This window comes from Chitinophaga alhagiae (assembly GCF_003568665.1).
Classification (GTDB): Bacteria; Bacteroidota; Bacteroidia; order Chitinophagales; family Chitinophagaceae; genus Chitinophaga; species Chitinophaga alhagiae.
Genome location: NZ_QXMH01000003.1, coordinates 484,880 through 511,191, shown reverse-complemented (window position 1 = coordinate 511,191; position 26,312 = coordinate 484,880). Strand labels below are relative to the sequence as shown.

Annotated in this window: 19 protein-coding genes; 12 read left to right on the top strand and 7 right to left on the bottom strand. The window is 56.1% G+C overall.

Features of this window, described 5'->3' with window-relative positions:
* Positions 1-4: 4 nt before the first annotated feature.
* Genes D3A97_RS18355 through D3A97_RS18340 form a run of 4 tightly spaced genes read right to left on the bottom strand, consistent with a single transcriptional unit; the run spans position 5 to position 3,308 of the window.
* Positions 5-1,927 carry a phage tail sheath C-terminal domain-containing protein gene (locus D3A97_RS18355; protein WP_119079973.1) on the bottom strand — a complete coding sequence of 641 codons (1,923 nt, stop codon included), beginning with the start codon at positions 1,925-1,927 and terminating at the stop codon, positions 5-7.
* A 33-nt stretch (positions 1,928-1,960) separates the two neighbouring features.
* Complete coding sequence (locus tag D3A97_RS18350; RefSeq protein ID WP_119079972.1) at positions 1,961-2,515, bottom strand: hypothetical protein; 555 nt, start codon at positions 2,513-2,515, stop codon at positions 1,961-1,963.
* Between the two features lie 3 nt (positions 2,516-2,518).
* A complete protein-coding gene (locus tag D3A97_RS18345; protein ID WP_119079971.1) occupies positions 2,519-3,061 on the bottom strand; it encodes a Pvc16 family protein in 543 nt (180 codons plus the stop codon).
* 7 nt (positions 3,062-3,068) lie between these two features.
* Entirely contained in the window at positions 3,069-3,308 is a 240-nt protein-coding gene (locus D3A97_RS18340; RefSeq protein ID WP_232826010.1) for a PAAR domain-containing protein, read from the bottom strand.
* 435 nt (positions 3,309-3,743) lie between these two features.
* On the opposite strand from D3A97_RS18340, the gene D3A97_RS18335 reads away from it, so the two are divergent.
* From D3A97_RS18335 to D3A97_RS18305, 7 genes are all read left to right on the top strand, one after another.
* Complete coding sequence (locus tag D3A97_RS18335; RefSeq protein ID WP_119079969.1) at positions 3,744-4,682, top strand: amidohydrolase family protein; 939 nt, start codon at positions 3,744-3,746, stop codon at positions 4,680-4,682.
* On the top strand, positions 4,672-5,448 hold the full coding sequence (locus tag D3A97_RS18330) for an amidohydrolase family protein (RefSeq protein WP_119079968.1): 777 nt from the start codon (positions 4,672-4,674) through the stop codon (positions 5,446-5,448). Before D3A97_RS18335 ends, D3A97_RS18330 begins: the two co-directional genes overlap by 11 nt.
* 251 nt (positions 5,449-5,699) lie before the next feature.
* On the top strand, positions 5,700-7,079 hold the full coding sequence (locus D3A97_RS18325; RefSeq protein WP_119079967.1) for a DegT/DnrJ/EryC1/StrS family aminotransferase: 1,380 nt from the start codon (positions 5,700-5,702) through the stop codon (positions 7,077-7,079).
* A 174-nt stretch (positions 7,080-7,253) separates the two neighbouring features.
* On the top strand, positions 7,254-8,012 hold the full coding sequence (locus tag D3A97_RS18320; RefSeq protein ID WP_119080175.1) for an SDR family NAD(P)-dependent oxidoreductase: 759 nt from the start codon (positions 7,254-7,256) through the stop codon (positions 8,010-8,012).
* 108 nt (positions 8,013-8,120) lie between these two features.
* Positions 8,121-9,767, top strand: coding sequence for an acyl-CoA dehydrogenase family protein (locus tag D3A97_RS18315; RefSeq protein ID WP_119079966.1), 1,647 nt, complete (start codon positions 8,121-8,123; stop codon positions 9,765-9,767).
* A 173-nt stretch (positions 9,768-9,940) separates the two neighbouring features.
* Positions 9,941-11,530 (top strand): M60 family metallopeptidase, encoded by a 1,590-nt coding sequence (locus tag D3A97_RS18310; RefSeq protein WP_119079965.1) that lies wholly within the window; start codon positions 9,941-9,943, stop codon positions 11,528-11,530.
* A gap of 101 nt (positions 11,531-11,631) precedes the next feature.
* Positions 11,632-12,288: a GIY-YIG nuclease family protein gene (locus D3A97_RS18305; RefSeq protein WP_119079964.1), complete on the top strand. Its 657-nt coding sequence runs from the start codon at positions 11,632-11,634 to the stop codon at positions 12,286-12,288.
* Positions 12,289-12,301: 13 nt separating this feature from the next.
* Here D3A97_RS18305 and D3A97_RS18300 read toward each other — a convergent pair whose 3' ends face one another.
* On the bottom strand, positions 12,302-13,522 hold the full coding sequence (locus tag D3A97_RS18300) for an alpha/beta hydrolase (protein WP_198674059.1): 1,221 nt from the start codon (positions 13,520-13,522) through the stop codon (positions 12,302-12,304).
* A 184-nt stretch (positions 13,523-13,706) separates the two neighbouring features.
* On the opposite strand from D3A97_RS18300, the gene D3A97_RS18295 reads away from it, so the two are divergent.
* From D3A97_RS18295 to D3A97_RS18275, 5 genes are all read left to right on the top strand, one after another.
* Entirely contained in the window at positions 13,707-16,994 is a 3,288-nt protein-coding gene (locus tag D3A97_RS18295; RefSeq protein ID WP_157986619.1) for a SusC/RagA family TonB-linked outer membrane protein, read from the top strand.
* 28 nt (positions 16,995-17,022) lie between these two features.
* Positions 17,023-18,612, top strand: coding sequence for a RagB/SusD family nutrient uptake outer membrane protein (locus tag D3A97_RS18290; protein ID WP_198674058.1), 1,590 nt, complete (start codon positions 17,023-17,025; stop codon positions 18,610-18,612).
* An 18-nt stretch (positions 18,613-18,630) separates the two neighbouring features.
* Positions 18,631-20,283, top strand: a complete 1,653-nt coding sequence (locus tag D3A97_RS18285; RefSeq protein WP_119079961.1) for a glycoside hydrolase — start codon at positions 18,631-18,633, stop codon at positions 20,281-20,283.
* 139 nt (positions 20,284-20,422) lie between these two features.
* Positions 20,423-21,394 carry a methylenetetrahydrofolate reductase gene (locus D3A97_RS18280; protein WP_119079960.1) on the top strand — a complete coding sequence of 324 codons (972 nt, stop codon included), beginning with the start codon at positions 20,423-20,425 and terminating at the stop codon, positions 21,392-21,394.
* A 220-nt stretch (positions 21,395-21,614) separates the two neighbouring features.
* On the top strand, positions 21,615-24,218 hold the full coding sequence (locus D3A97_RS18275) for a DUF7133 domain-containing protein (protein ID WP_119079959.1): 2,604 nt from the start codon (positions 21,615-21,617) through the stop codon (positions 24,216-24,218).
* A gap of 64 nt (positions 24,219-24,282) precedes the next feature.
* On the opposite strand, the gene D3A97_RS18270 is transcribed toward D3A97_RS18275, so the two are convergent.
* The gene (locus tag D3A97_RS18270) at positions 24,283-25,893 is read right to left on the bottom strand and encodes a sulfatase family protein (RefSeq protein ID WP_119079958.1); all 1,611 of its coding nucleotides are present in this window, start codon (positions 25,891-25,893) and stop codon (positions 24,283-24,285) included.
* Between the two features lie 25 nt (positions 25,894-25,918).
* Complete coding sequence (locus D3A97_RS18265) at positions 25,919-26,272, bottom strand: DUF2200 domain-containing protein (protein WP_119079957.1); 354 nt, start codon at positions 26,270-26,272, stop codon at positions 25,919-25,921.
* Positions 26,273-26,312 lie beyond the last annotated feature (40 nt).

Here is a 26,312-nt window from a genome sequence, read left to right as displayed (position 1 = left end):
TGAATTATGCTTCCGGCATTTTGTGTGAGAAACGGAGAATGATAAATTCTGCCGGCCGTACCACTGCCATGCCTATTTCCACGATCATGCGGCCTTCCAGTATGTCCAGCGCCGTCATGGTCTTTCCCAGGCCCACGGCCACGTAGAAGGCCTTGTCCGTAGTGGAGCCCTGCAGGGCGCCCTGGCGCCAGAGGGTGGTCAGGAAGTTCTCGATCATGGCCTGCACCCTTACCCAGGAGTTGGCGTCGTTGCTTTCGAACACAAATTGTTCCGTGGCTTTTTTGGTGCTTTCTTCCACCATGTTGAAGAACCGCCGTACGCTCACGTAGCGCCATTCGTTATCGTTACCGGCCAGTGTGCGGGCACCGAACACGAGGGTGCCTTTGCCGGTGAAGGGGCGGATGGCGTTGATGGACTTGCCGGATACCACATCCACGTTCAGGCGGTCCAGCTCGCTGGCGGTGTAGATATGGTCTGGTGCGTCTACGCCGGCCAGGCTTACGTTAGCGGGTGCTTTCCACACGCCGCGGTTGTTGTCTACGAATGCGTAGATGCCCGCAATGGCGCCGCTGGGCGGTATGGCCGCGGCGGTGTTGTTGATGCCGGAAATGATGCTTTTATATACGGGGAAGCCGGCTGTCAGCGCATCGTTCTTGGCCCTTGAGAGGTTGATAGACGCGTCCAGTATGCCGGACTGGTAGGCGGTGAGCATAAAGCTGAAGGCCGTTTCCAGATAGGGGATGAGGCTTTGTATCTTTTCCGTATCTGTAGCGCCCTGGAGAATGGCGGAGGGGCCGGGGCTTACGGTAAATACGGTTCCCCATTCCGGCGCGTTCACGGTGGCGCCCGCGGGCTTTTGCGCGGTATAACCGGCAATGCCGGCGCCGGCGGCTACTTCTTCTTCGTACTTGATCACCTCTGTAAAGCGCGGCCCGATGTTGGTGATGGTGGTTTGCGCGCTGGTCTGCAGGTCTGCGTTGGTGAAGGCGGTGTAACCGTTCAGCGTTTCGGCAATGCTGTACAGGTATGCGAAGGTGGCCTCCAGGTTGGCTACATTGGGCGTGGCCAGCAGGTCTGCTATCTTTTTATTGTAAGCGGCCAGCAGGCTGGTGTTGCCGGTCAATGTGCCGGTATCCGTGGCTATTTTGGCGGCATCTGTTTTCAGGTTGTCCAGGTCGGTGATAACGGCCTGCACATTGGCGTCTGTAGTGAGCGTTTTCAGGTCGGCAACGGGGTTGCCGGCTTTGTTGACGTTGCCTTTGATATCGTCGTACGTAACGTTTTTATTGAGTGTTACCTGTATCCACGGCGTATAGGCCATGCCGTATTTCAGGCTGTTGATGCCGATCTGGTCACGGAACTCCGCGCCGTTGTAGTCTTTTTGTTTCAGGTCAAAAAGGCCTACGCGGTCTTTCAGCTCGTCGCATTGCTGCAGGGCGGATTTCTGCACGTCGTACAGGCCGTTGAGGGGCAGCAGGGCGGCGTCCGGGAAGAGCAGAATGGTGGGCTCGTCATATTTTTCCAGCGCCTGTATGCCTTCCTGGAAGCGCGCTTTATCAGGCGTTTCGGTATGCAGGCCTACAGATACAATGTAGCAGTCCCCACCGCCGTTGGCGTAAAAGAGCCGCAGCGCGTCGTACAGGAATTTCTGGTTGCTGATCTTGGCGCTGACGAACTGGTTGGCCAGGTCCAGTTGTATGTCGCTGACGGAGGGTTTGGGCGCGCCGCCGAAATACAGCTCATAATCGGCTATGGAACCTATGCGCAGCGGCGTCATGTAAAGGTCTTGCGGCGCCAGTTTGGCGGCTTTTTCGGTGTAGCCTATGAAGGCCGGTATGGCCGTTTCCACAGCGGCAATCGAGGGCGGGAACTTCGGTACCTCGTCAATGTACACGCCCGGCGTTTTGATGGCTGTCAGATTTAGCATGTGTGGGGTTTTAAAGCGTTACGGAATGCGGTGTTATTGTTCAAACAAAAGATCGAATTTAGCGGCGGGGCCTCCTTTCTGATATTTGATCAGCCCTGCGTTGTTCAGCAGGTCATACGGGTCCGCGCCTTTCAGGATATCTATTTCCAGGTAGCCGAAAACCCTGTTTTGTTCTGTAGGGTCCGCGGCTATTTTATTGTTTGTTGAAATATCGGGGAACGTGCCGCCGTTCAGCCGGGCAATGGAATTGCCGAAAGCGTAGCGCCCTTCGGCGCCGCCAACGGTAAAATGTGCATCCAGCTTGGTGTGCGCGGCAACATTGGGATTGAGCGAAAACCCTATCCGCAGGCGGGTGCCGTTGAGCGCGCCCAGCGGTTCGGCGGGGGCTTTTACTTCCGCGGCAATGCGCAGCCCTGAAGGGTATGGCCTGATGAGCAGCCGCTTGTTGCGCAGCTTGCCGGTGGTGTCTTCATCCGGATAAAAGGTGATCCATTCCTGCACCGGTAAACCCGCCAGGCTGCCGGTCAGGTACTGGTGGGAGAAGCGCACTTCGCACAGGGGCTGATATGTAATGGCAATGCTTTCCATGTATCAGGCTTTCGGTTGTATAACGCTGAATTTGTTTTCGATGGCCTCTATCACGCCGCCGCCTTCTGTTACCTTGTTGCTCTTCAGTTCGGATACACGCATGATGTACATCACGCTGGGATAGATCTTGCCGCCGAGTATGCCCCAAATGTGGTTGAGGTCTTCGAAGGTGGGGGAGTAGATGTTCACGGTCGTTTTATAGTCCACCCCGTCATAACTTGCCTCAAACACGTTCTGGCCCTGCAGGAAGCGGATCACTTTGGCAATGTCTGCAATAGCGCCGGAGTAACTGGTACGCCGGGAGCTGAACATCAGGTAGGCGTTCATGTACACATAGGGGTTGAAGTATTCGGTCTTTAGCGTGTTGCTGTTTACCCGCGAGTAGGCGGAATTTTTCAGGGCGCTTTCTTCCTTGAGGTTGACGAGCGATAGTAGTACCGGCGGGGCATTGGCGGGCGGATTGGCAATGTTGCCAATATCAAACTCGCCGCCGGCAAACTCCGGCGCCAGGGCGTTCCTGATGCTGTTCAATGCTTCTGCTAACATATCGGGATCAACTTATAAGCACTGTTACCACACCCAGTATAATGCTGCCGCCATGCGCCGTGGCGTCGCTGACGCGTGCCGCGGGCTTTCCGCCAATAAGCACGGTGGCCGATCCGGTCAGTATGGCGTCTGGCGCCAGCGGGCATACGCAGCTATCGCCCATCACCGCGGCCGGTTTGCCGCCGATGAGCACCGTTGCGCAGCCTGGTCCGGTAATGGGGCCGCCGCCATGGGGACATACGTGCATGTCGCCAATTGTCGCCGCAGGCAATGACATAACCAGCTGTTTAACTGTGCAGTAATCTTGTGCTCTGTAAACTATTTTGATTTTTCTCCTGACAAAACTTCTCCGGGATGTTCATGTCTCTTTTTTGAGGTCTTTTTGCTTTTGAGGTCTTGCTGCTGAATCGTCAGGATAAGATCGGGATAGTTTGAGGTTAAAAACTTATTTCAGAAGAAAGGTACGACAAAAAAAACATTGGCGCCAAATAATTTTTTGATCGCGCGCCGCTTCTTTTCTCTGCCTGTTGCATAAATAATATTTTGTTATTACTTTCGGGTACGTTACCGTTTTTAGCCCGGTAATCCCGCAAATGTGGCTGCAGCGCAGCATCAGACCGAGGCAACCCCACCGCAGCCGCGGTGCCGGTACTGTTTCCCGTTTTAACTGTAAATACCAATTATGCGAAACACCATTAACCGGAGGAACTTTATGCGCAACGTAGCCGCGTCTGCCTCCGGCATGCTGCTGGGCAACAGCTTGCTGGCCGCCGCCGCGGAACCCGCTCCCGCCGTGGCGGAAAAAGCGCCGGCAGACCGGATGAAGCAGGTGCTCCGCTACCGCAAGCTGGATGCGCATGTTCATCTCGGCCTGTCTAAAGACGGGCCTGAAGTGAATGTTGACTTCATGGAACGGCTGGGTATGCAGCGCATGTTCATTTCAAAACCGGTCACCAAACCCGTTGCCACCCCTGATGATTTCAGGGCCGCCAATAACGTGATCCTGGAAGGCATGCGCCGTTACCCCGGCCAGCTCACCGGCATGCTCACCCTCAACCCCATGTACCCGAAAGAATCGCTGGAAGAGATCAAACGCTGTACCGGGGAAGGTATGGTGGGCGTGAAGGTATACTACCAGGTAAAGATCAGCGACCCGCTGTTCTACCCCATTGTGGAAAAACTGATAGACCTGAAGATGATCATGCTGATGCATGCGGAAACCACCCTGGGCATTGCCGGCTACCGTATGAAGTACGACCGCCGCATCAAACCGAACGCTTCCGTTCCGGAAGACTTCGTCTCCATTGCCGCCCGCTACCCCGAGGCCATGTTCCAGTTTGCGCACATCGGCGGCGGGCCGGACTGGGAGTATGCCTGCAAGGTGCTCAAACATAGCCCCAATGTATTCATAGACACCTCCGGCAGCAACAACGAGAACAATATGGTGGAGTTTGCCGTGCAGCAGGTGGGTGTTGACCGGGTGCTGTTCGGCTCTGACAACATGTACTATCAGTCCGTAGGCAAGGTTATAGACGCCCGCCTCACCGAAGCAGAGAAGCGCAAGATATTTTTCGATAATTACAATAACATCCTGAAAAAAGGAGGCTACCATGTTGATTGACGTTAATGCCTGGGTGGGCCACTGGCCGTTCAAGCGGCTGCACGGCAACACCTGCGAAGGCCTGCTGGCCAGGATGAAGGAATACGGAACGGACGTGTCCGTTGTGACCAACCTGCACGGCATTTTTTACAAGAACACCCAGTCCGCTAACGAGGAACTGTATGAAGAGGTCCATTCCAAAAGGGCGTATAAAGACCGTTTTATCCCCTTCGCCGTGATCAACCCTATTTACGGCGGCTGGAGGGATGATTTTGAAGTGTCTGTGAAGAAGCTGGGCATGAAAGGCATCAGGGTGTTCCCTAACTATCACGATTATACGATCACGGAGCCGGCCCTGCTGGAACTGGTGAAAATGGCCCGTGACCACAACCTGCCCGTAGCGCTGACCATGCGCATGGTAGATGAGCGGCAGCGCTCCTGGATGGACCTGGCCACGGAGTGGGCCATCAAAGACTATTTGCCCCTGCTGCAGGCTGTGCCTGACGCAAAGTATATGTTGCTGAACCTCAGCACCGGCGTAGGCCTTTCCGCGGAAGAAGAAGCGCTGCTGAAAGGAACGGATGTGCTCTTCGATACTTCCGGCCGCCACATCGGTCACCTGGCCAAATTTGCTAAACGCTTCGGGGAGCAGCGTTTCGCTTTCGGCACGCACTTCCCGGTGCTGGACTATTACACCGGCCTGCTGCGGATAGACTCGCTGCGTGAAGAGGAAGGGGACAAGGAGCAGTACCGCTACCGGAATGCGCAGAGGTTCCTGGGGTTGTAGATGGTGTAGCTATATCGGATCGTGCTTGCTGCAAGCACTTGCGCTATTGCGCTGGAACGTCTTTGCGGGAAGCAGTGTATGCGGGCTAAAGTTGCAAATACCCGGCGGCTGACTGCGCGCGATGCATTGGAACGTCTTTGCATGATGAAATATGTGTGGCTAAAGTTGCAAACACGCAGCGGCCAGGAGGTACCCCAACAACGGTACGTCCTGGCCGCTAACACCATATCACTGGCTAAAAAACTCATCCCATGGCCCAACACATCCACCGCCGCCATTTCATAGGCCGGCTCACCGCCGCGTCTATTGCAGGCATGCTGCCTGCGCCGCTCCTGTCTGCCGCCAATGCCGGTGCAGCTGCCACCGGCAACCACACCACCGGCACCCTGGCCGCTTTAGGCGGGCCACCCGTAAGGGCCGCCGCAAAAAAATGGCCGAAGTGGCCTTATGTGGATGAACGCATGGTGGCCGAAGTGGTCAAGACCACGCAAAGCGGCGTGTGGAGCCGCATACAGGCCCGCGAGAACGGGAATGTGGTCACTTTTGAACGGCAGTTTGCGGCCATGCTGGGCGCCAAATATTGTGTGGGCACCGGCTCCGGCACGCAAGCCCTGGCGGTCAGCGTAGCCGCGCTGGGCATAGGGCCGGGAGATGAGGTGATCACGTCTCCCTACACAGACTTTGGCACCATCTCCGCCATTCTCACCTGCAGGGCGTTGCCGGTGCTGGCAGACCTGGACGCGGATTCCTACCAGCTGGACCCCGCTGACGTGGAGCGGAAAATAACCCCCGCCACCAGAGCCATTATGCCGGTACATATGATGGGCCTGCCGGCGGATATGGACAGCATCATGGCCATAGCCGCCAAACATGGGCTCAAGGTGATCGAAGACGCCTGCCAGGGCGTGCTGGCCACCCACCGCGGCCGCCCGTTGGGCAGCATAGGCCACCTGGGCTGTTTCAGCTTCCAGGCCAGTAAACAGATTGCCTGCGGCGAAGGCGGCGCAGTGATAGGCAGCGATGCCGCGCTGATGGACGCCTGCTTCACCATTCACAACCACGGCACGGATAAAAAAGGTAAACATGTGACCATCGGCCCCAAATACCGCATGAACGAGTTTGAAGCGGCCGTGTTGCTGGGCCAATTGCCCACCGCGGCAGAACGCTTCCGCCTCCGCAACCGCAACGCGGATTACCTCACGGAAAAATTCCGCGGCTTTGCGGGACTGGTGCCGCAAAAGAAATACCCCGGCACAGAGAACGGCAGCTACTACAATTATGCCATGTCTTACAAAAAGGAACACTTCAACCATGCATCGCGCCAGCAATTCCTCAAAGCGCTGGCGGCGGAAGGTATTGCCCTGAGTCCTTACATCCCCAACGGCCTGCACCGGGAGGCCTGGGTAGATCACATTCTCCGCCTGGACGATTACAGGAAGATGTACCCCGCCGCCCGCCTGAAAGCCTGGGAAGACGCCACCCGCCGGTTACCCAACTGTGACAGGGTATGCGAAGAAATGGTAGTGCTCCACGGCTCCGGCGCCCTGCTGGCCGGGCAGGCGGATATGGACGATGTGGTGAACGCCGTGATGAAGGTGTACAACAACCGGGAGCGGCTGCAAGGCGTTTAACGGTTCATCTCCGCCCAGATGCCTAACAAAATGTTAAACATCATGTTTGATGACCGCTGTCATGTTTCCGGCGCCGGCAAGGGGCTACCTTTGTCATACTTCAACATGATCATGCTGGTGGTCCCGTTTACGCCGCTATACCTTTGAATGATTGAATCACATAAAAAAAGTATTATGAAAAGGCTTGAAAATAAAGTAGCCCTTATTACGGGCGGTGCAGGCAGTATTGGACAAACAACGGCCAGATTGTTTATAGACGAAGGCGCCAGGGTAATGCTGGTAGATCTGGACGAGGCAAGCCTGAAGAAAGTGGCGGAAGAGCTGGGGCCCAACGCGGCCTATGTTGCGGCAGACGTTACCAAAGCTGAAGAAGTGAAAAAGTATGCGGAAGCAACGGTGAAGCAATTTGGCAAAGTGGATATTTTCTTTAACAACGCTGGTATAGAAGGCGTGGTAAAACCCATTACAGAATTTCCGGAAGAGGTGTTTGACAAAGTGATGGCCGTGAACGTGAAGGGTGTTTTCCTGGGCTGCAAATACGTGCTGCCGCAAATGAATGACGGCGCCAGCATGATCATCACGTCATCCGTGGCCGCGCTGGGCGGCTCGGCGGATTTTGTGGCCTACGTTACCAGCAAGCACGCTACGGTGGGCATTATGAGAACGGCCGCGCTGGAAGCGGCCCCGCGCAAGATCCGTGTTAACTCCATCCACCCGTCTCCCGTCAATAACCGTATGATGCGCTCCATTGAAGAAGGGTATGCTCCCGGCCACGCCGCTGAAACAGAAAAGGCCCTGGCCGCCGGTATTCCGCTGGGCCGCTATGCAGAACCCATTGAGATCGCACGGCTGGTGCTGTTCCTCGGTTCTGACGACAGCCAGTTTATCTCCGGCGCAAAGTATGTGATAGACGGCGCCTCCAACGCAAAATAATATTCATACACCATATGCAGGCGGCTCCCGTAACCCGGGGGCCGCTTTTGTGTGCAGGGGCTTTGCGGCAAATGGCCTACATTTGAGTATCACCAAAACGGCCCAGTTATGCTTACGGATGATTTTGATTTTACCCGCTCCCTCAATCAGCCGCCGCCACTGGAAAACTACAATTCTTTCACCAGCAACGAAGCCCTGCGCCAGGCCCTGCATGCTTACGGCGGGGAGAACGTTCAGGCGCAGGCGGAAACCTTCGGCGCTATCATGGGCAGTGCCGCCATGCAGGAAGCCGGTACGCTGGCCAATCAGCATACGCCCGTACTGAACACGCACGACAGGTTCGGGAACCGGCTGGACGTAGTGGAGTTTCACCCCGCCTACCACCAGATGATGACAGTGGCCATGCGGCACGGTGTACATTCCATTTCATGGATCTCCGGCAGTTACCTGGCCCATAGCGTGCTCTCTTACCTCAAACAACAGATAGACGAAGGCAGCAGTTGCCCCCTCACCATGACCTTTGCCGTAGTGCCCTCTCTGCAAATTGAGCCGGGCATAGCCGAGGAATGGCTGCCGCTGGTACTTTCCAATGAATATGATGCCCGCCACATTCCCTACTCCGAAAAGAAAGGCTGCACCTTTGGCATGGCCATGACGGAGCCGCAGGGCGGCAGCGACGTGCGGGCCAACATCACTTTTGCCCGCCCGCTGGGCGGCGGCGCCTATGCTATTACCGGCAGAAAATGGTTCTGCAGCGCGCCCATGAGCGATGCCTTTCTGGTACTGGCGCAGGCGCCCAAAGGCCTGAGCTGCTTCCTGGTGCCGCGGTTCACGCCGGATGGAGAAAAGAACAAACTCTATTTCCAGCGGTTGAAAAACAAGCTCGGCAACCGCTCCAACGCTTCCGGAGAAGTAGCGTTCCATGCCGCATGGGGGCGTATCATCGGCGAAGAGGGCAGGGGCATTGCCAACATCATGGAAATGGTGCGCCACACCCGGCTGGATTGTGCCATCGGTTCCGCCGCCACGTTGCAGCGGGCCGTAGCGGAAGCCATCCATCACTGTACGTTCCGCCACGCTTTCGGCAAACCGCTCATTATGCAGCCGCTGATGACAAACGTGCTGGCAGACCTTTGCCTGGAATCTGAAGCGGCCATTGCCCTGGCATTCCGGTTGGCAAAGGGTTTTGACGATGCGCGTACGGATGAGGAAGCGCTTCACTTTACCCGCATCGCCACTGCCATTGCCAAGTTCTGGAATACGAAGCGGGCGGTGCTCGGGCTGGGGGAGGCGCTGGAATGCATCGGCGGCAACGGGTACGTGGAAGCGTCCATTATGCCGCGCCTCTACCGCGATGTGCCGGTAAACGCCATCTGGGAAGGTTCCGGCAACATACAGGCGCTGGATGTGCTGCGCGCCATGCAGAAAGAGCCACGGAGTATGGAAGCGCTGCAGCATTACTTTGAAAAGGCCAGGGGGCTGCATGCTGCGCTGGACAAACAACTGTACCAGCTCCGGCAAATACTTGCGCGCACGGGTACGCTGGAACATAACGCCCGCCTCATTGTGGAAAAAATGGCGCTGGCCATGCAAGCGGTAGAACTGTTGCGCATAGCCCCGCCCGCCGTGGCGGAGCTGTTTTGTGAGGCCCGGCTGTCTGAAGGGAGAGGCCTCACCTGGGGCACGTTGCCGGAAGGGAAAACGTTGCACGAAGTGATCAGACGGACACATTTACAGGTATCTGGCCATATTTGAAACGGAATTGCCTGCAACCGCCGGCTATCATGCGTTCTTTTCCGGCAGATGGATTTTCATTTGAAACGGAATTGCCTGCAACCGCCGGCTATCATGCGTTCTTTTCCGGCAGATGGATTTTCACTATATTCATCCCGCAAAATTTGTATGATAAGTAAACTCAACCCACGCCCATGAAGCCAAAATTTATGCTGGCCCTGTTTTTCACTGCCTGTATGGGCAGCGCGGCCGCGCAATCCCCGGAAGAGATCGCTCGTGCAACAAAAGACCTCTCCGTATTCAAAGATAACATGGCCTCCGGCCTCCGGAAGAATACAAAGAAAAAAGACATTGAAAAGATCAAGACCCCGCAACTGAAAGCAGCCGCGCAGGCCATGCTGAACGGGCAGTACAATACAGCGTACCGCCTGGCGGAGTATGAAGCCTATCTCACGCCCGCCACGCTGGGCCGGGAGCTGATGATCGGGGACGGGTACAGCCGGTACGAAAATGTGACCGGCATCTATCTGCCCAAAGGCAGCCATCTTATACTGGCAGAAAATATCCCCGAAGGGAAGCAGGTGAACCTGCTCATACCCAACTGGGACCGCCGCGCCCCGGAAGGTATAGACCCTACCAAAGACCCCGCCGGCTGGGGCATCGTAAAACAGCAATTCAGGTTGCACAACGGCGTCAACATCATTTACGTAAAGGGTTTTGACGGACTGGCCTATGTGGATTATTATACCGATGCGCCGGAAAATGAAAAGCCCGTGAAAGTACACTTTGTGGGCGGCCGCGTGAACGGTTATTTCGACATTGCCAGGCATAACGATCAAGACTGGAACAGGCTCATAGACAGTGCCGTGTACCCCGTGATAGACGCCAAGGGCGCCCATATACAGGTAGCCTACCCCGCGGAGGCCTGCAAAAAATATGCGTATGGCCGGGGTGTGGAGCTGATCAGCAATTATGACTCCATGGTATACCGCCAGCACCGCGTGCTGGGCCTTGTCAAATACAACAAGGTGCCCAAAAACCACATCCTGGCGCGCGTGAACTACAACTATTACATGTTCAGGGACGGGGATGGCGTGGCTTACATGGGCACCCAGCCGGGCAATGCCATGCCGCTGGTAGCAGACCCTGAAAGGGTGATCAAGGGAGACCCCTGCTGGGGTTTCAGCCACGAAGTAGGCCATGTGCACCAGGTACGGCCGTACTTTAACTGGGGTGGACTGGGCGAAGTGAGCAACAACATCTTCTCCCTGTACGTCACCACTTCTTTCGGCAACAAAAGCAGGGTGTCTGCACAAAAAAATTACCAGCACGCCAGAGACAGTATTATTGCCCGCAAGATCTGCTACCTGCAGGATGAAGATGTGTTTAACCGCCTGGTCCCCTTCTGGCAGTTGCAACTTTATTTTGCAGGCGCCGGCCAATACCCCGATTTTTACCCTGATCTTTTTGAGGCGTTCAGGAAACAGGGCGCGGCAGCCAGGCCCGCAGGCACGCCCGCCCGGGCGGAAGGCTGGGGGAACAGGGGCCGCAACCCCGCCGAGTCTCAGCTCAACTTTGTAAAAACCGCCTGCGAAGTAAGTAAAACAGACCTGACGGAATTTTTTGACCAATACGGTTTCTTTTACGTTGGCCACTTCAATTACAGCGACTACGGCAAATACAGCTACAACATGACGCAGGAAATGGCAGATGCCTGCAAGGCCGCCATCAAAGCCATGAACCTGCCCAAACCGGCGGTGGATATTAGTATGCTGGAAGATTAGCCCCCGTATTTGACAAATATCTGCCCCGGCCGCTTTGTATACCGGTATCATAGTCGTAAATTGATAGCACAATTATCAATAACAACCGTGAAAATTGACCCATGCAGCAAGTAGAAGTCGGTAAATGTGTATATATCCTGAACACGGGGAAGAACCTGTACAAGATCGGCAAAACGGGTGACCTGCAGAAAAGGCTGGCGGCCTATCATACCCACCTGCCCATTCTTTTCCGCGTGATCAGGCAGTACGCCGCATTGAACATGACCGATCTGGAAGAAAGCCTGCACATTGTTTTCCAGCACAAACGGGTAAAGGGAGAATGGTTTGCACTGACCAGGAGCGACCTGGCCATCTGCGACAATATTGCCCGTAACTACGCCCTGCAAGCCCTCCAGAAACAGCGCCGGAAACACGTCACTATCACTTTCAGCAGCAACCCCGTGCTGCAGGTCATGGAAGCCAACGAAAAATACCTGCAGGACTATGCCCGGATCGCGGACGACATCAGGCTGGGCCTCAGCAATGATGAGGTGTTTGAACTGTATGAGGCCACGGTCAGCAAAGCTGTTATAGAAACCGTCAGAAGGCTGATGCGCTACCGCACCCCCAACTCTGAATTCCTGGGCAAATGGCTCCGGGTCATCAGCGAGCTGAACAACGGCGTCAGCGAAAGCGCCATTCTCCGCAAATACCAGGGGCAACTCAGCCGCCCCACCATCCAGATGATCAAACGGATACTGCGTAACCAATTGTATTAACTATCATCAACGCCTATGGCAGCAATACATGCGCTTCCGGCGTATGATGCAGCGCCCTGTCCATGAACCGGTAGGCTTCCAGCCGCTGGGCAGGGGGGAAGTCATGCTCCGCTTCGGGGTATCTTACCTGTAATTGCTGCGTGGCGTTGAACAGGTCATATACCGGGGCGGCATGGGCAATGCCTGCTTTCACGCCCTGCACGTCAAAATTGCTGTCATGCAGGGGGGCGTTCGAGTAGAAGGGCCGCGGCGCCAGCGTGGCAATCACCTCGTCAAAATCAAAAGGAACACGTTTGGGGTCAAGGCCATAGCCGTCCCGCAGCAGCGGCATGTAACGGGCCTGCGCCCAGGGGCCCAGGCGGCCGCCGTAATGTTTTGAGGCCGCTTCCCCGATGTTGTAATAGCTGAACAACGTCCAGCCGCAACTGGCTACTATCACCTTGATGCGCTGGTCAAACGCCGCCACGAACATGGCGTTGTGGCCGCCGAGGGAATGGCCGATCACGCCGATGTGAGCGGTGTCTACGTCTTCACGGGCCTGCAGCAGGTCAATGCAGCGCATATGGTTGAAGATGGCCTTCATGGTGCCGGAGGCGTAACGGTCGCGGTCAAAATCATGATCCGCCAGATCGCCAAAGCTGGGGTAATCCGGTGCTATCACCACATAGCCCCTGTCCGCCAGTTCCTCCGCATATGCCCGGTTGGCCTTACCGGTATTTTCACTGGTAATGGCCTTTTTGCCCAGGGGGCTGGTGCTATGCAGCGCCAGTACGGCCGCATGTTTCCCTTTCTTCAGCGGCACAAATAAAAGGGCCGGTACCGGTTCGTTTTCGGCGGCCATGAACGTGATCTCGTAGCGGATATGGTTGCGCTGAAGGAGGCTGTCTTTGACCCTGACCTGCAGCGGAACGGGATGCCGGCGGTCAGGCAGGCGGCCCATGGCCAGTTGCATGCGGGCCAGTACCTGGTGCCGCTTTACCTCCCACCATTGAACGGTTGTAACAGGTTGCAGGCTGCCATCCGGGTGCCGGTAGGTCAGCATGTCACCAGCGGCGCCTGATTGCGCGTGCAGTGATGCTGCGGGGAGGAAAAACACAGCGGCCGTGACCAGCAGGGCCTGGAAGGTACGGGTGGTCATCATCTCAACAAGATAATAAAATCCATCAGCATCGGGAACCGGCCGTTCATCATCAAGGCGCTCCCACTCCTGCAGTACGGCGCACCAGCGTGGCATGCCGCGCCGGTGTTGGTTTTTCCCTGCCCGGAAATGCGTGCTGAAACAGCCGTTCCGGCCCTCCGCCATAAATATGTCCATTTTTTCAATTGGAACGTCCATTGTCAAAAAAGAGAATCGGGTGGAAATTGAGGTATCGTTTTTTCGAGCATTATTTTCCACGGACTGTACAAAAATTTGTTCAATGAACACAACCAGAAAAACCTTCCGGCAGCCTGCTTCCCGCATTCGCAGTGCGTTGCCGGTGTCACCGTTCCCCGTTGTAAAAACATGGCTGCGGGCCGTTTTTATTGTTCTCCTTCCGCTATTTATTTGCACGGCAAAAGCAGTGGCGCAAAGTTCCATTACTGCGGCCGGTACCGTTAAAATGGCTGATGGAACGCCGCTCTCCGGCGCCACTGTGGTACAGAAGAACGGCTCCGCCGCCACCAGCACCAGCCAGGAGGGGCGTTTCTCCCTGAAAGTGCCGCAGGGCGCCACGCTGGTGATCACGTACGTAGGCTTTGAGTCCAAAGAAGTACCCGCGGGCGCCAGCATGGCCATTACGCTGCAGAGCCAGGCCATCAGCCTGCAAGACGTGGAAGTGGTGGTAGACAAGGGCTACGGCAAAAGCAAAAAGCTGGCCGTGTCTTCCTCCATTGCCTCCGTAAAGGCTTCGGAGATCCAGCACCAGACGGGCTATAACCTGGGTACCCTGTTGCAGGGCAAGGCTACCGGCGTGCAGGTGACCAACACCAGCGGCGGCCTCCCGAAAATACTCATCCGCGGCTTCACCACTCTCAACACCAGCTCAGACCCGCTGATCATTATGGACGGCATCAACCTTGGCCGCGCCAACCTGAACATGATCAATGTAAACGACATTGAGAACATAGACATCCTGAAAGACGGCGCTGCCGCCGCTATTTACGGCTCAGACGCTTCCGGCGGCGTAATAGTGATCACCACCAAAAAGGGCAAGGCGGGTGTGATAAAAACAGATATAGACGTAAACTACGGCCGGGAGTTCTTTGCCAAACCGGATATGGCGGACGCGCAGGAATACATCGAGATACAGCAGCGGCGCTTCTCCAACTATACCACGCCTTCATGGGCCGCCAATACAGACTGGTGGAACACGGTAGTGGTGCCCACCAATGTAGTGAACGCCAATGTGGGCGTGAGCGGCGGCAGTGAAAAGCTGACCACCTATGCCAGCGTTAGTTATTACCGTACGGAAGGGCCTTTCTATTACGGCCATACGCAGCGGGCCACCGCGCGCGTGAACCTGGATTACAAGCCCAGCAAGTTCATCAGCGCCGGTACCACCATCTACCCGCGTTTTGAAGAATGGCAGAACTCCGGCCTTGGCGGCGGTACTTCCGTGAGCCCCGCGCTGGGGGGAGATATGATGACGGCGTTGCGTACCGAGCCTATTCTGCCGGTACACTTTGCCCGGCCGGGTCAAAATGAGTACAGCCAGTTCACCGCTTCTTCCATTGAGCGCAACCCCAACCCCGCCGCGGTACTGGAGCGCAGCCGGCACAACAACAACTATGCGCTGGGCCTTGTAGGGGATGTGCATGTGGATATTATGCCTGTCAAGAACCTGACGCTGCGTACGCAGGCGGGCCTCAACACCGGCAACCGGTTTGCCCGCTCATACAGTCCGCCGTTCTACAACAACTTTGCCGGCGCGCGGGACCAGAATTATGACAGCGTAGCCACCAATCCCAACCAGACAAAAGATAATTACCTGTACGCTTCCCGCGCCTACTCCAATTCCGGCTACAATGTAGACTGGCGGCTGACCAATACGGCCAACTATTACTTCAGCATTGGGGCGGCGCACCGCTTCAACGTGCTGGCGGGTTATGAAGCGCGCAAGGAAAGCGGGGCCAGCAACGCGGTAGGGCGCGCCTACATCCCGGTAGACCAGCCGGGCCTCTGGAACCCCAACAACGCGGGCACGCCTATATTGCCTACCTCCCCTAACAACTATGTACAGGGAGAAGGCATCCGGTACAATGAGACCTGGGCCTCTTACTTTGGCCGCGTAAACTATGAGTTCGACAACAAATACTTTGTGGAACTGGCGGTGCGGCGAGACGGGTCTTCCCGCTTCCCCGCCAATAAGCAATACGGCACCTTCCCGTCTGTTTCGGGATCGTGGATCGCCTCCAGCGAAAGGTTTTTGCAGAACTTCAAACCGCTCTCTTTCCTGAAGATACGCGCCGGTTACGGCACGGTGGGCAATGCCTCCTTCAATGACCCTTCCGTGGGGCTTGATCTGCTGAGCAGGCGCATTGTGAGCTATGGCGGGGCAGACAACTACTATGTAATGGGTGGGTCTGTGAGCAATATACTGGCCCTTGGCCGGCCGGGCAACCCCAACCTGATCTGGGAAACCACGCAAGACGTGAACGTGGCGTTTGAGTCTTACTGGCTGAAGAACAGGCTGTACGTGAACTTTGAGCGGTACAACCGCAAGTCCAAAGACCTGCTCTATTTCGATAATTTCGGCCGCCCTGACCTGGGCATCCGCTCCGGCTCCTGGTACAACCTCGGCACCATGGAAGTGAAAGGCATGGAAGGCGTGATCGGCTACCGGGACAAACTGGCCAATGGAGATCTTACGTACGATGTCAGCGTGAACCTTTCCCGCAACCGCGTGTACCTGAACGAGCTGGGCACCAATAACAACGTGCCGCTGCTGGCTACGTCGCAAGGCCCTTACCGCGTGGGAGAAGACCTGGGCGGCAACCTGGTTAAAGTAGACAAGGGCGGTGGAGAGCTGGGCAACTTTTTCGGCTACCAGGTAGAGGGCGTGTTCCAGAACGACGCGGAAGTGGCCGCCTATGTAGACAAACAGGGTCAGCAGATACAGCCCAACGCCGTGCCGGGAGATTTCCGGTTTGCAGACCTGAACGGGGACGGGGTGATCAATGAAAGCGACAAAACAGTGATAGGCAATGCTTATCCTGACCTTGACCTGGGGCTGAACATCAGCGTGGGCTACAAGGGTTTTGACCTGGCCATTGGCGGTTTCGGGCGTTTCGGGCATGAGGTGTTCTGGGTAGCTAAAAAGTGGCTGGAAATGGGCGCTCTCGGCTCCAACGTGCTGAAAGGCTCGCTCAACAAGGCATGGAACGGGGCCGGCAGCACCAACGCCTATCCCCGTTTCATCAACGATGCGCAGGATGCCAACAACAACCTGAAATCATCCAACTCCTGGTTCATAGAAAAAGGCGACTATTTCCGCTTCAACAATATCCAGCTCGGCTATACGCTGAACAGCCGGCTGACGGAAAAGATCAAAATGAAAAAGCTGAGGGCGTACGTGAACCTGCAGAATATCTGGACCATCACCTCCTACAAGGGGCTGAACCCGGAAATATTCAACACGGACTTCGGGCTGCTGTCACCGGGCTTTGACCTGTCTCAGGCGCCCATACGCAAGGCGGTGACCTTTGGCCTTTCCATCGGACTTTGATTTTTTAAGCGCATAAATGAACAATCGTATGCAACCCATCAAAAGATATTTTACGATACTGCTGGCCGCTTTCGCGGTAGTGACCGCCGGTTCCTGCAGCAAGTCGTTCCTGGATAAAGAACTGATAGGCATCAACCCGCAGAGCGGCTCGCTGGACAATGAGGAGAACGCGCGCGCCACCATGAACGCCTGTTATGCTTACATAGATGGCGGAGACTGGAACCAGGTATGGTTTCCCCGGCTGCAGATGGAATCTTCTTCAGACAATGGCTGGGCTGCCAATGATTACCAGGACAGGCCTATAGAAGTAGGTGTGAGCGACTTTACGGGCGTGAACCCGTTTGTGTCTTACATCGAGAACTTTTACAAGAACATGCACGAGGGCATCCGCAACTGCAACTACATGATCAAGGGCATGCAGGAAGTGACCGCGCTGCCGCAGGCGCTGAGAGACCGGTATACCGCGGAGGCAAAGTTCCTGCGCGCCTACTTTTATTTTGAGCTGGTGAAGAACTTCGGCGCGGACGTGATCAACAACAACTTTGACCCGGCGGACGCCACTACCTTCCTGCCCCGCTCCCCGGTGGCGGACCTTTACAAGCAGATCATACAAGACCTGCAGGAAGCCGCCGCCGTATTGCCGGAGCGAGACCAGTACGCCAGCGTGGATGTTGGCCGCGCTGCCAAAGGCGCCGCCCTGGGCCTGCTGGCCAAGGCCTACCTCTTCAGCGGGGATTATCCCAATGCGGAAACCACCGCCCAGGCGGTGATCACCGCTAAGAAATACTCCCTTGAAACCCGCTTCAGCAGGATATTTGAGCCGGAGAACGTGAACGGCGTGGAAAGCATGTTTGAGGTGAACTACGTGAACGCCGCGCCTTTGAGCAGGGGCCCTATTCCCGGTGTGCTTACCGGCGCCGCTTCTGTAGACGGCGGCTGGGGATGGTTCGGCCTCACCAGCGACCTGGAGAACGCCTACCTCGCGGAAGGGGATGATATCAGGAGAACGGCCACCATCCTGAAAGCAGGGGAGCAGGTAGATAATGAAACGCCTGCCCGCATCTTTCCCCAGCATCTTATCAACGGCAAGCCCGCCCATACGTCTTTCCGTTATTACCGCAAGTTCTACATCCCGCTGGCCAAAAGGGTGGGAGACCCCTGGCCTTACAACCACATTATCATGCGGTATGCGGAGCTGTTGCTCATACATGCGGAAGCCGCCGCCTTCAATAACAAGCCAGACGTGGCGCTGCTGTCCCTGAACGAAGTGCGCAACCGTGTGGAGCTGGATGACAGGTCAGGCCTTACCGGCGATGCGCTGAAAGCGGCCATCTGGCAGGAGCGCCGGCTGGAGCTGGCGGGTGAAGGCACTTTCCGTTGGGACGACATCCGCCGCATCACCACCGGCGGTAAAAAGCTGATTGCACTGTTGATGGGGGCCAACGGCACTTTTGTAAAATACAATACTACGGTTAACACAGACCCCGTGGAAACAGCCGGCCACAGAGAGCCGCTGAACAAGGGATTTTATTTCCGGGAAGGCGTGCATGAGCTATGGCCCATCCCCGCCGCCGCCATGAACAGCAACGGCGCCCTGGAGCAAAATCACGGTTATTGACGTAAATTAAAACCAAAGATGATACAGATGAATATTGCGACCATTAGCCTGGTGGCCTTGCTGGCCTGCGGCAAAAATGAAGGGCCGGCAAAAGATCCCTGCCTCGTGAACGGAACAGATACCTGCGCCACCAAAAGCACTGCGCTAACGGCTACTATCAACCTGGCCGCTGAAAAGCAGGTGATGCACAGCTTCGGCGCTTCAGACTGCTGGGGCATCAAGTTTATTGGCAAAAACTGGCCGGAAAACAAACGGGACCAGATCGCGGACCTGCTGTTCAGCAAGGAGATGGACGAACAGGGCAACCCCAAAGGCATTGGCCTTTCCATGTGGCGCATCAACATTGGCGCGGGCAGTTTTGAACAGGGCGAGGGCAGCAACATCAAATCGCCCTGGCGCCGGGAAGAATCTTTCCAGCTGCCGGATGGCAGCTACGATTGGTCAAAGCAGGCGGGCAACCAGTGGTTTGCCCGCGCCGCCAAAGCCAGGGGCGTGGACAACTTCCTGCTCTTTTCCATCAGCGCCCCCGTGCATATGACAAAGAACGGCTACGCCTTTGCCCCCGGCGGCGCAGACAAGGGCAAGCTGAACCTGCAGCCCGGCAAAATGGACGCCTTTGCGGGTTTCCTGGCAGATGTGACCAAACATTATACAGACGCCGGCATTCCCGTAGACTACATCAGCCCGCTGAATGAACCGCAATGGGACTGGACGGCCGGTAACGACGGCAAGGCCACGCAGGAAGGCACCCCCGCCACCAACGACGAAGCGTTTGAGCTGATCAAGGCGCTGGACGGCAGCATGGCCGCGAGGGGCCTCACCGCCAAGATCGCGTTTGGTGAAGCCGGCGCGCTGAACTACATCTACGGGCCTGTGGCAAATGCCGCGGAGAGAAGCGATGTGTTCAACTATTTCTGGAATCCCTCCGGCAAAGGGTACATCGGTTCCCTGCGTTCCGTAACGCCGGTAATGAGCAGCCACAGCTACTTTGCCCAGCCAGACATTCCTTCCCTCATCAATCACCGCCGGCAGCTGGCCAGCCGCATGAACGCCGTTAACCCGCAGGTGAACTACTGGCAAACGGAGTACTGCATATTGGGCAAGGAAGACGGTATCACGGGCGGCGGCCGTGACCTGGGCATCAACACCGCCCTGTACATGGCCCGCATCATTCATACAGACATTGTGATAGGCAACGCCACATCGTGGCAGTGGTGGCTGGCCGTAAGCCCGTCAGATTACAAAGACGGCCTGGTGTACGTATCAAACGTTAACGGCACCATGGGCGAACTGCCCGCTACCCAGAACGATGGTAACATCTACAGTTCGAGGATGCTCTGGGCGCTGGGCAACTACTCCCGGTTTGTGCGCCCCGGCATGGTGCGGGTAGACGCTTCGGTAGAAAATAATACCGCGCCGGAAACCGCTGCCGCCAACCTGATGGTGTCTGCCTACAAAGACCCCGCCACCAAAGCCGTGGTGGCCGTATTCATCAACATGACCAACAAAGACGAAGCCATCAGCCTGTCCGGCCTGCAACTTGCATCCCCGGACGTAGCTGTTTATACTACCTCCGTAAAAGATGAACTGCGGCATACGAAGGGGAACGCGGGAAGCGGCATAAAGCTGGGCGCCCGGTCTGTGGTGACCGTGGTGGGAACATACCGCTAGAAAGAATAAAGCATGCGCGGGCCGGCCGGGCGTATCAGCCTGGTTGGCCCGTTTTTCTGTTGTATATGGCTCCCGGGCTTGCTTTTTTGCCGCTTTTAGGGGAACTTGCAGCCCTATTGAAGGAAAAATTGTTACCGTCATGAGTCATAATCTGGCCGACAAGATCAGTTCGAAGCATTCGAGACCGGTTTTTTATAGTCTGACCCCTCCCAAAATCACTACCGATCAGGAAAGGATAGCAGCCATTGCCAAAGGGCAGCTGGAACGCATTGCCCGCAGCAACATTGATGCGCTCATTCTCTATGATATACAGGACGAATCAACGCGCACGGACCAGGAGCGTACGTTCGCCTTCATCCCTACCGTACCGCCCGAACAATACAGCCGGAACTACCTCGCCGCGCTAAACGTGCCCCGCATCATCTACAAGAGCATTGCCAACCTGACCGGCCAACAGTTCGGGCAGTGGCTCGCGGAGAACGCGGACGTGCGGCATGCCGTATTTGTAGGCGCATCTTCCCGCCAGCAGGTGGAAAAGACCGGCTTCTCCCTGCAAGACGCGTACGCGCTGAAACACCAGCTTGCGCCGGAGCTGCTGGTAGGCGGCATTGCCATTCCCGAAAGGCACGAAAAGAAAGGGGACGAGCACCTGCGGATCACGCAAAAGGTACAGCAGGGCTGCCGGTTTTTTGTATCCCAGTGCGTGTATCACGTTACAGACACCAAGAACCTCCTGTCTGACTATTACTACCATTGTTCGGAAAGCGGGGATTGCCCTTCACCGCTCATTTTTACCCTGGCGCCCTGCGGCTCCCTTAAAACGCTGCAGTTTATGGAGTGGCTTGGCATCAAAGTGCCCAAATGGCTGTTCAATGACCTGAAACATTCCAAAGACATCCTGGAATCTTCTGTACATACCTGCCTGAACGTAGCGTCTGAAATACTGGAGTATGCAGACAGGAAGAACATGTCCGTAGGTTTCAACATTGAAAGCATTTCCATCAAGAAAGACGAGATCGCCGCTTCGCAGGAGATATTGGAAGCCGTGCTGAAGCTGGTGAAGCAACCCGCGCAGGCAGATGCAAAGGCCGCTTTGGGGGCGTTGCAGTAGCCTGTTATATAACTGGAACATGCAGGCCGGAGAAAGGGCCCTCCGGAACAAACGGAAATGACCGGGAAAGTGGTTGCGCTCATTATGCAAGCGGCCTGCCGGGCCGTACCGTACTGCCACGCCGCTCTTAAAAATAATTGCCGGATGAAAATTTATTTTTTTTAATATTGGCCCACTCTTTTTTGTTTTGAGATAAGTACACATTAAACTAACACAGTGCATGATTAAGTTTACGCTTCCACTGATCTACTCTCTTACCGTATTTATTGGCGCAACACATTTCCTTGAAGACCCGCAGCCCGCTTCCGGCAACCCGCCTGAATTGACCATTACCCGGTTTTCCGGCCCGGACGTAACGCCCAGCCCCGCTTGCCTGGCGGTAGCGCCCACCGGCGAAGTGTTTGTAGGGGTGGACATGATCGGCTCCCTGGGGAAAGACCCCGGCAAAGGCCGCATCCTCAAGCTGACAGACAAGGATAATGACGGCAAGATGGACGGGCATACCGAGTTTGCCGTTGTAGACAATCCCCGCGGCATCCTGGTGCAGGGCCACCGGGTTTTTGTATTGCATACCACCTTCTCCAAAGAGACGGGCAAGGCTACCGGCATGGCGCTGGTGGTTTTTGAGGATAAAGACGGAGATGGCAAAGCGGACGGGGCGCCCCAGCCGCTTGTGGAAAACCTGAGCAACACCCGGTACATCCAGGAGCGGGGAACAGACCACGCCACCAATGGCATCCGGATGGGGATTGACGGCTGGATCTACATAGCCGTGGGCGATTTCGGGTTCCATAACGCTACAGACCGCTCCGGCAAAAAACTGACGATGCTGGGCGGGGGCATTGTACGCGTACGCCCTGACGGCACGGAGATGGAAGTATTTACCCATGGCACCCGTAACGTGTACGACGTGGCCATTGACCCCTACATGAACATCTTTACGCGGGAAAACACCAATGACGGCGGCGGGTGGAACGTGCGGTTCTCGCATCATATCCAGTCCGGCGAATACGGGTACCCCGTGCTGTTCAAACACTTTACAGACGAAATATTGCCCGCGCTGGTAGACGTTGGCGGCGGCTCCGGCACAGGGGCCCTGTTCATGGCGGAACCTACCTGGCCGGAAAATTATAACAACGTTCCCATGATGGCGGACTGGGGGCGGAGCATGCTTTATTTTCACCGCGTAACGCCAGACGGCCCCACCTTCACCCAGCAAGAAGAAGAGTTCCTGGCGCTGCCCCAAATCACAGACCTGGACGTTGACGGTTCCGGCAGGCTTTTCCTTTCCGCATGGGATGGCGCCGGTTATTCCGGCAGCCCTAAAAAAGGATACGTGATCAGGGCTGTGCCCAACAACTGGACGTACCAGGCCTTCCCGGATGTGGCCAAAGCATCGGCAGACGAGCTGGCGCAATTGCTGCAATCCGCCAGCGCGGTGGCCCGCCTCACTGCCTCCCAGGAGCTGGTAGCCCGCGCGGATACGCAGGCCGCGTTGAAAATAGCCGCTGACGTGCAATTGCCTTTATATGCCCGCGTGGCCGGCATCTACACTTACGCGCAGGCCGCCGGTGCAAGCGGCATCCCCGCTTTGGTTGCGTTCACAAAAGACGCGGCCGTGAAAGAACATGCCCTGCGCGCTTTGGCAGACCGTAAAGGCATTATCGCGGATGTTCCTGCTGAACCTTTCCTGGAAGGCCTCCGCAACGCATCCCCGCGCATACAGGCCGCCGCCATCATCGGGCTGGGCCGGTTAGGCCGTATGGAAGCCGCGGCCGGGCTGCTGAAAACCCCCGTACCCGCTTCATTTGCAGCGCCCGCCAAAGATGTGGAAGGCCCGCACGCTACGCCCAATGCTGCCATTGTGCTGCCGCACCTGGCCGTTCAGGCACTGGTGAGCCTGCATGCCGTAGATGCCGCCGTAGCCGCTATCAACAGCGACAATTCAACGCTGGCGCTATGGACGCTGCGGTATATGCATGACCCGAAAGCGGTAAACGGGTTAATAGCCGCTTACCGGCAGGCTAAAACCGTACAACTGAAAAACCAGATACTGACTACGCTGGCGCGCCTTTACAAGAAAGAAGCTGTCTACGATGCCTCCTGGTGGTGGGGCACCCGGCCGGATTCTCATGGCCCGTATTACAAGGCCGTAACCTGGGAAAGCTCACCGGTTATAGAACAATTCCTCAAAGCGGAAGCCCTGAAGAAAGGCCCCGCCCAAAAGCAATATTTCCGTGACCTGGACGCACGCCTCCGCATGGACATTGCCGCCTTTGCGCCGGTGAAAAAACCGGAGCCGGTAGCTGCCAAAGAGCCTGCGGTAGACCTTGAGAAGATCAAGAACAAAAAAGGGCAGGTAGGCAAATCTTCTATTGAAGACGTGCTGCTGGCCGTTAATAAACTGAAAGGAGACGCCGCAAAAGGGAAGTTGCTGTTTACCAGCCAGGGCTGTATTGCCTGCCACAGCATCAATAAAGGAGAGAAAATGAAAGGCCCCTTTATGGGCCAGGTAGGTTCCATCATGAACCGGGAGCAGATAGCGGAATCTATCCTGAAGCCGAACGCTTCTATTTCGCAAGGGTTTGCCACGGTGATGATCACGGCAAAGGGCAACAAGAGCTATATGGGATTCATTACGGAAGAAACGGCCGCCAAAGTGGTGATGCGAGACATTGGGGGGAATGTTTCCGTGGTGAACACGTCAGATATCGTTAGCCGCAAGGAAATGAAGAACTCCATGATGCCGGCCGGGCTGGCCAATTCCTTGTCTTACGAGGAGCTGGCGTCCCTGATCACTTTTTTGGCGCAGCAGAAGAAATAAAACGGAAAGGACAAAAAAAGAGGCTGTCTCATGTTGTTGAGGCAGCCTCTTTTTTTGTATGCGGTTACCGGTTCACCATCTCCCTTTTTAGCGCCGGCAGTTGCTGGAAGTCTGCATCGTTCACCCATTTCCATTTCAACGTGGTATCTTTTTGCAGATACCTTTCGTAGAACCCTGTTCCGCTTTTATCAGCATAGGGGTACGCGTCAAATACCTTGCCGTTGCCTGCCATCCTGGGGTCTCGTTGCTGCTGCAGCATGGAGAAGAGCGTGGCTTTCAACTGCGGCAGCGGCTGGTTTTGCCGGGGATCGGCGGCAAGGTTGCGCAGGCATTCCGGATCTCGGGCAATGTTGTACAGTTCTTCCGCCGGGCGTTTCCCGAAAGACCACAGCCAGTACCGGGCGTCATCTCCGGCGGAGAACACCGTTTGCAAAACAACGGTTTTGGTAGGCCCGCCATCGCAGTTGAGATAGCCCGTTTCCGGGTTGCCCGCGGGCCAGCGCCCGGTCTCGAAATTATGCAGGTACAGCAGGGAGTCCGTCACCATACCCCTGATAGGGTACCCTGCATCATGGGGCCGCCCAACATCGTGCCGTTCTTTCCCGATCAGCACGTGCGTACGGGGCGTATAACCTTCCGCCTGCCCGCCGCTGGAGAACAATATGCCGGCAAAGCTGCTACCCGTGAGGGGCTGCATGCCCGCGGCGGTGGCCGGGATGCCGGCCACTTCCAGGATGGTGGGAGCAAAGTCTATGAAGCTGATAAGGTGGTTGACTTCCCTGCCCGGGTGGCGGATGCCGTCTGCCCACATCACCGCCAGCGGCAGGTGGGAAGAGTATTCATATTCCTGCCCCTTTACCCGCGGAAATGCCATCCCGTTATCAGATGTGACGATCACCAGCGTATTCTCCAGCAATCCCCGCTTTTCAAGGCTGGCCAGCATTTTACCCAGCTGCGCATCAAAATATTCTATTTCGAAGGCGTAATCCAGCAGGTCTGTGGTAACGGAATCAGACTTGGGCCAGGATGCCGGCAGATCGGATGCCGGGATGTCTTCCAGGCGTTTGTTGCCCTTTGCAATGCCGGAGCCGTATTCATACCCCCGGTGCGGTTCCAGGCCTCCGTACCAGAAGAAGAAAGGTTGTTGGCCGGCGGCGCCGTTCAGGAACGTATCAAAATTGGCCGCGTAGTCGATAACGCTGATGCCGGAGGTGGGCGGTGTTGTACGCGCGCCGTTATAGGCCTTTACCAATAATTCCCGCGGAGCGCCGGCAGCCGTTCTGGCTACAACAGGCGCCACGCCTTTTCCGCTGTACCCCACGGCATAACCCTTGTCTGATAAGGCTTCTGCCAGCGTTTTGTAATTGGAGGGGAAGTAAGACCAGTGATTGGCGGCGGCTTCCAGTTGCCAGGGGTTTCTGCCGGTAATGATGCAGGAGCGGGAAGGGGCGCACTTCGCGTTAGGCGTGTAAGCCCGCGTAAATAAAAGCCCCTGGCGCGCCACCCTGTCAAAGTTGGGCGTTTTCACCCAGCTGCAACCGTACGCGCCCATGTGGCGGTACGTAGCATCGTCCATGATGGCAAAGAGGATGTTGGGACGGGGAGGCCGGGCGTGTGATGCGTTTCCCGCGGCCAGCAGCAGCAGGAAAGGGAGGAAGCGAGATAATGTTTTCATGACGTGTAGCATGTTGGTTCCTGGCTCATTTCCGTAGAATCTTCTCCATGGCCTTGCCCTTCGCCAGTTCATCAATTAGCTTGTCCAGGTAGCGTATTTGCTGAATGAGCTTGTCTTCGATCTCCTCTACACGGTAGCCGCAAATAACCCCTGTGATCTTGGAAGAATTTGGATTGACTTTCGCCTGTTTGAAAAAGGTTTCAAAATTCGTCTTGTCGTCAAGGTGCTTTTGCAATGTTTGCTGATCATATCCTGTCAGCCAGTGTATGATCTCATCCACTTCCGCCTTTGTACGTCCTTTTTTCTCCGCTTTCTCAATGTAATGCGGATAAACGCCGGCGAAAGACATTTTGAAGACCCTATCGAAATTATTTTTCATTTTAACCGGTTTTAACAGTAACAACGAACTGTTCCCGCAG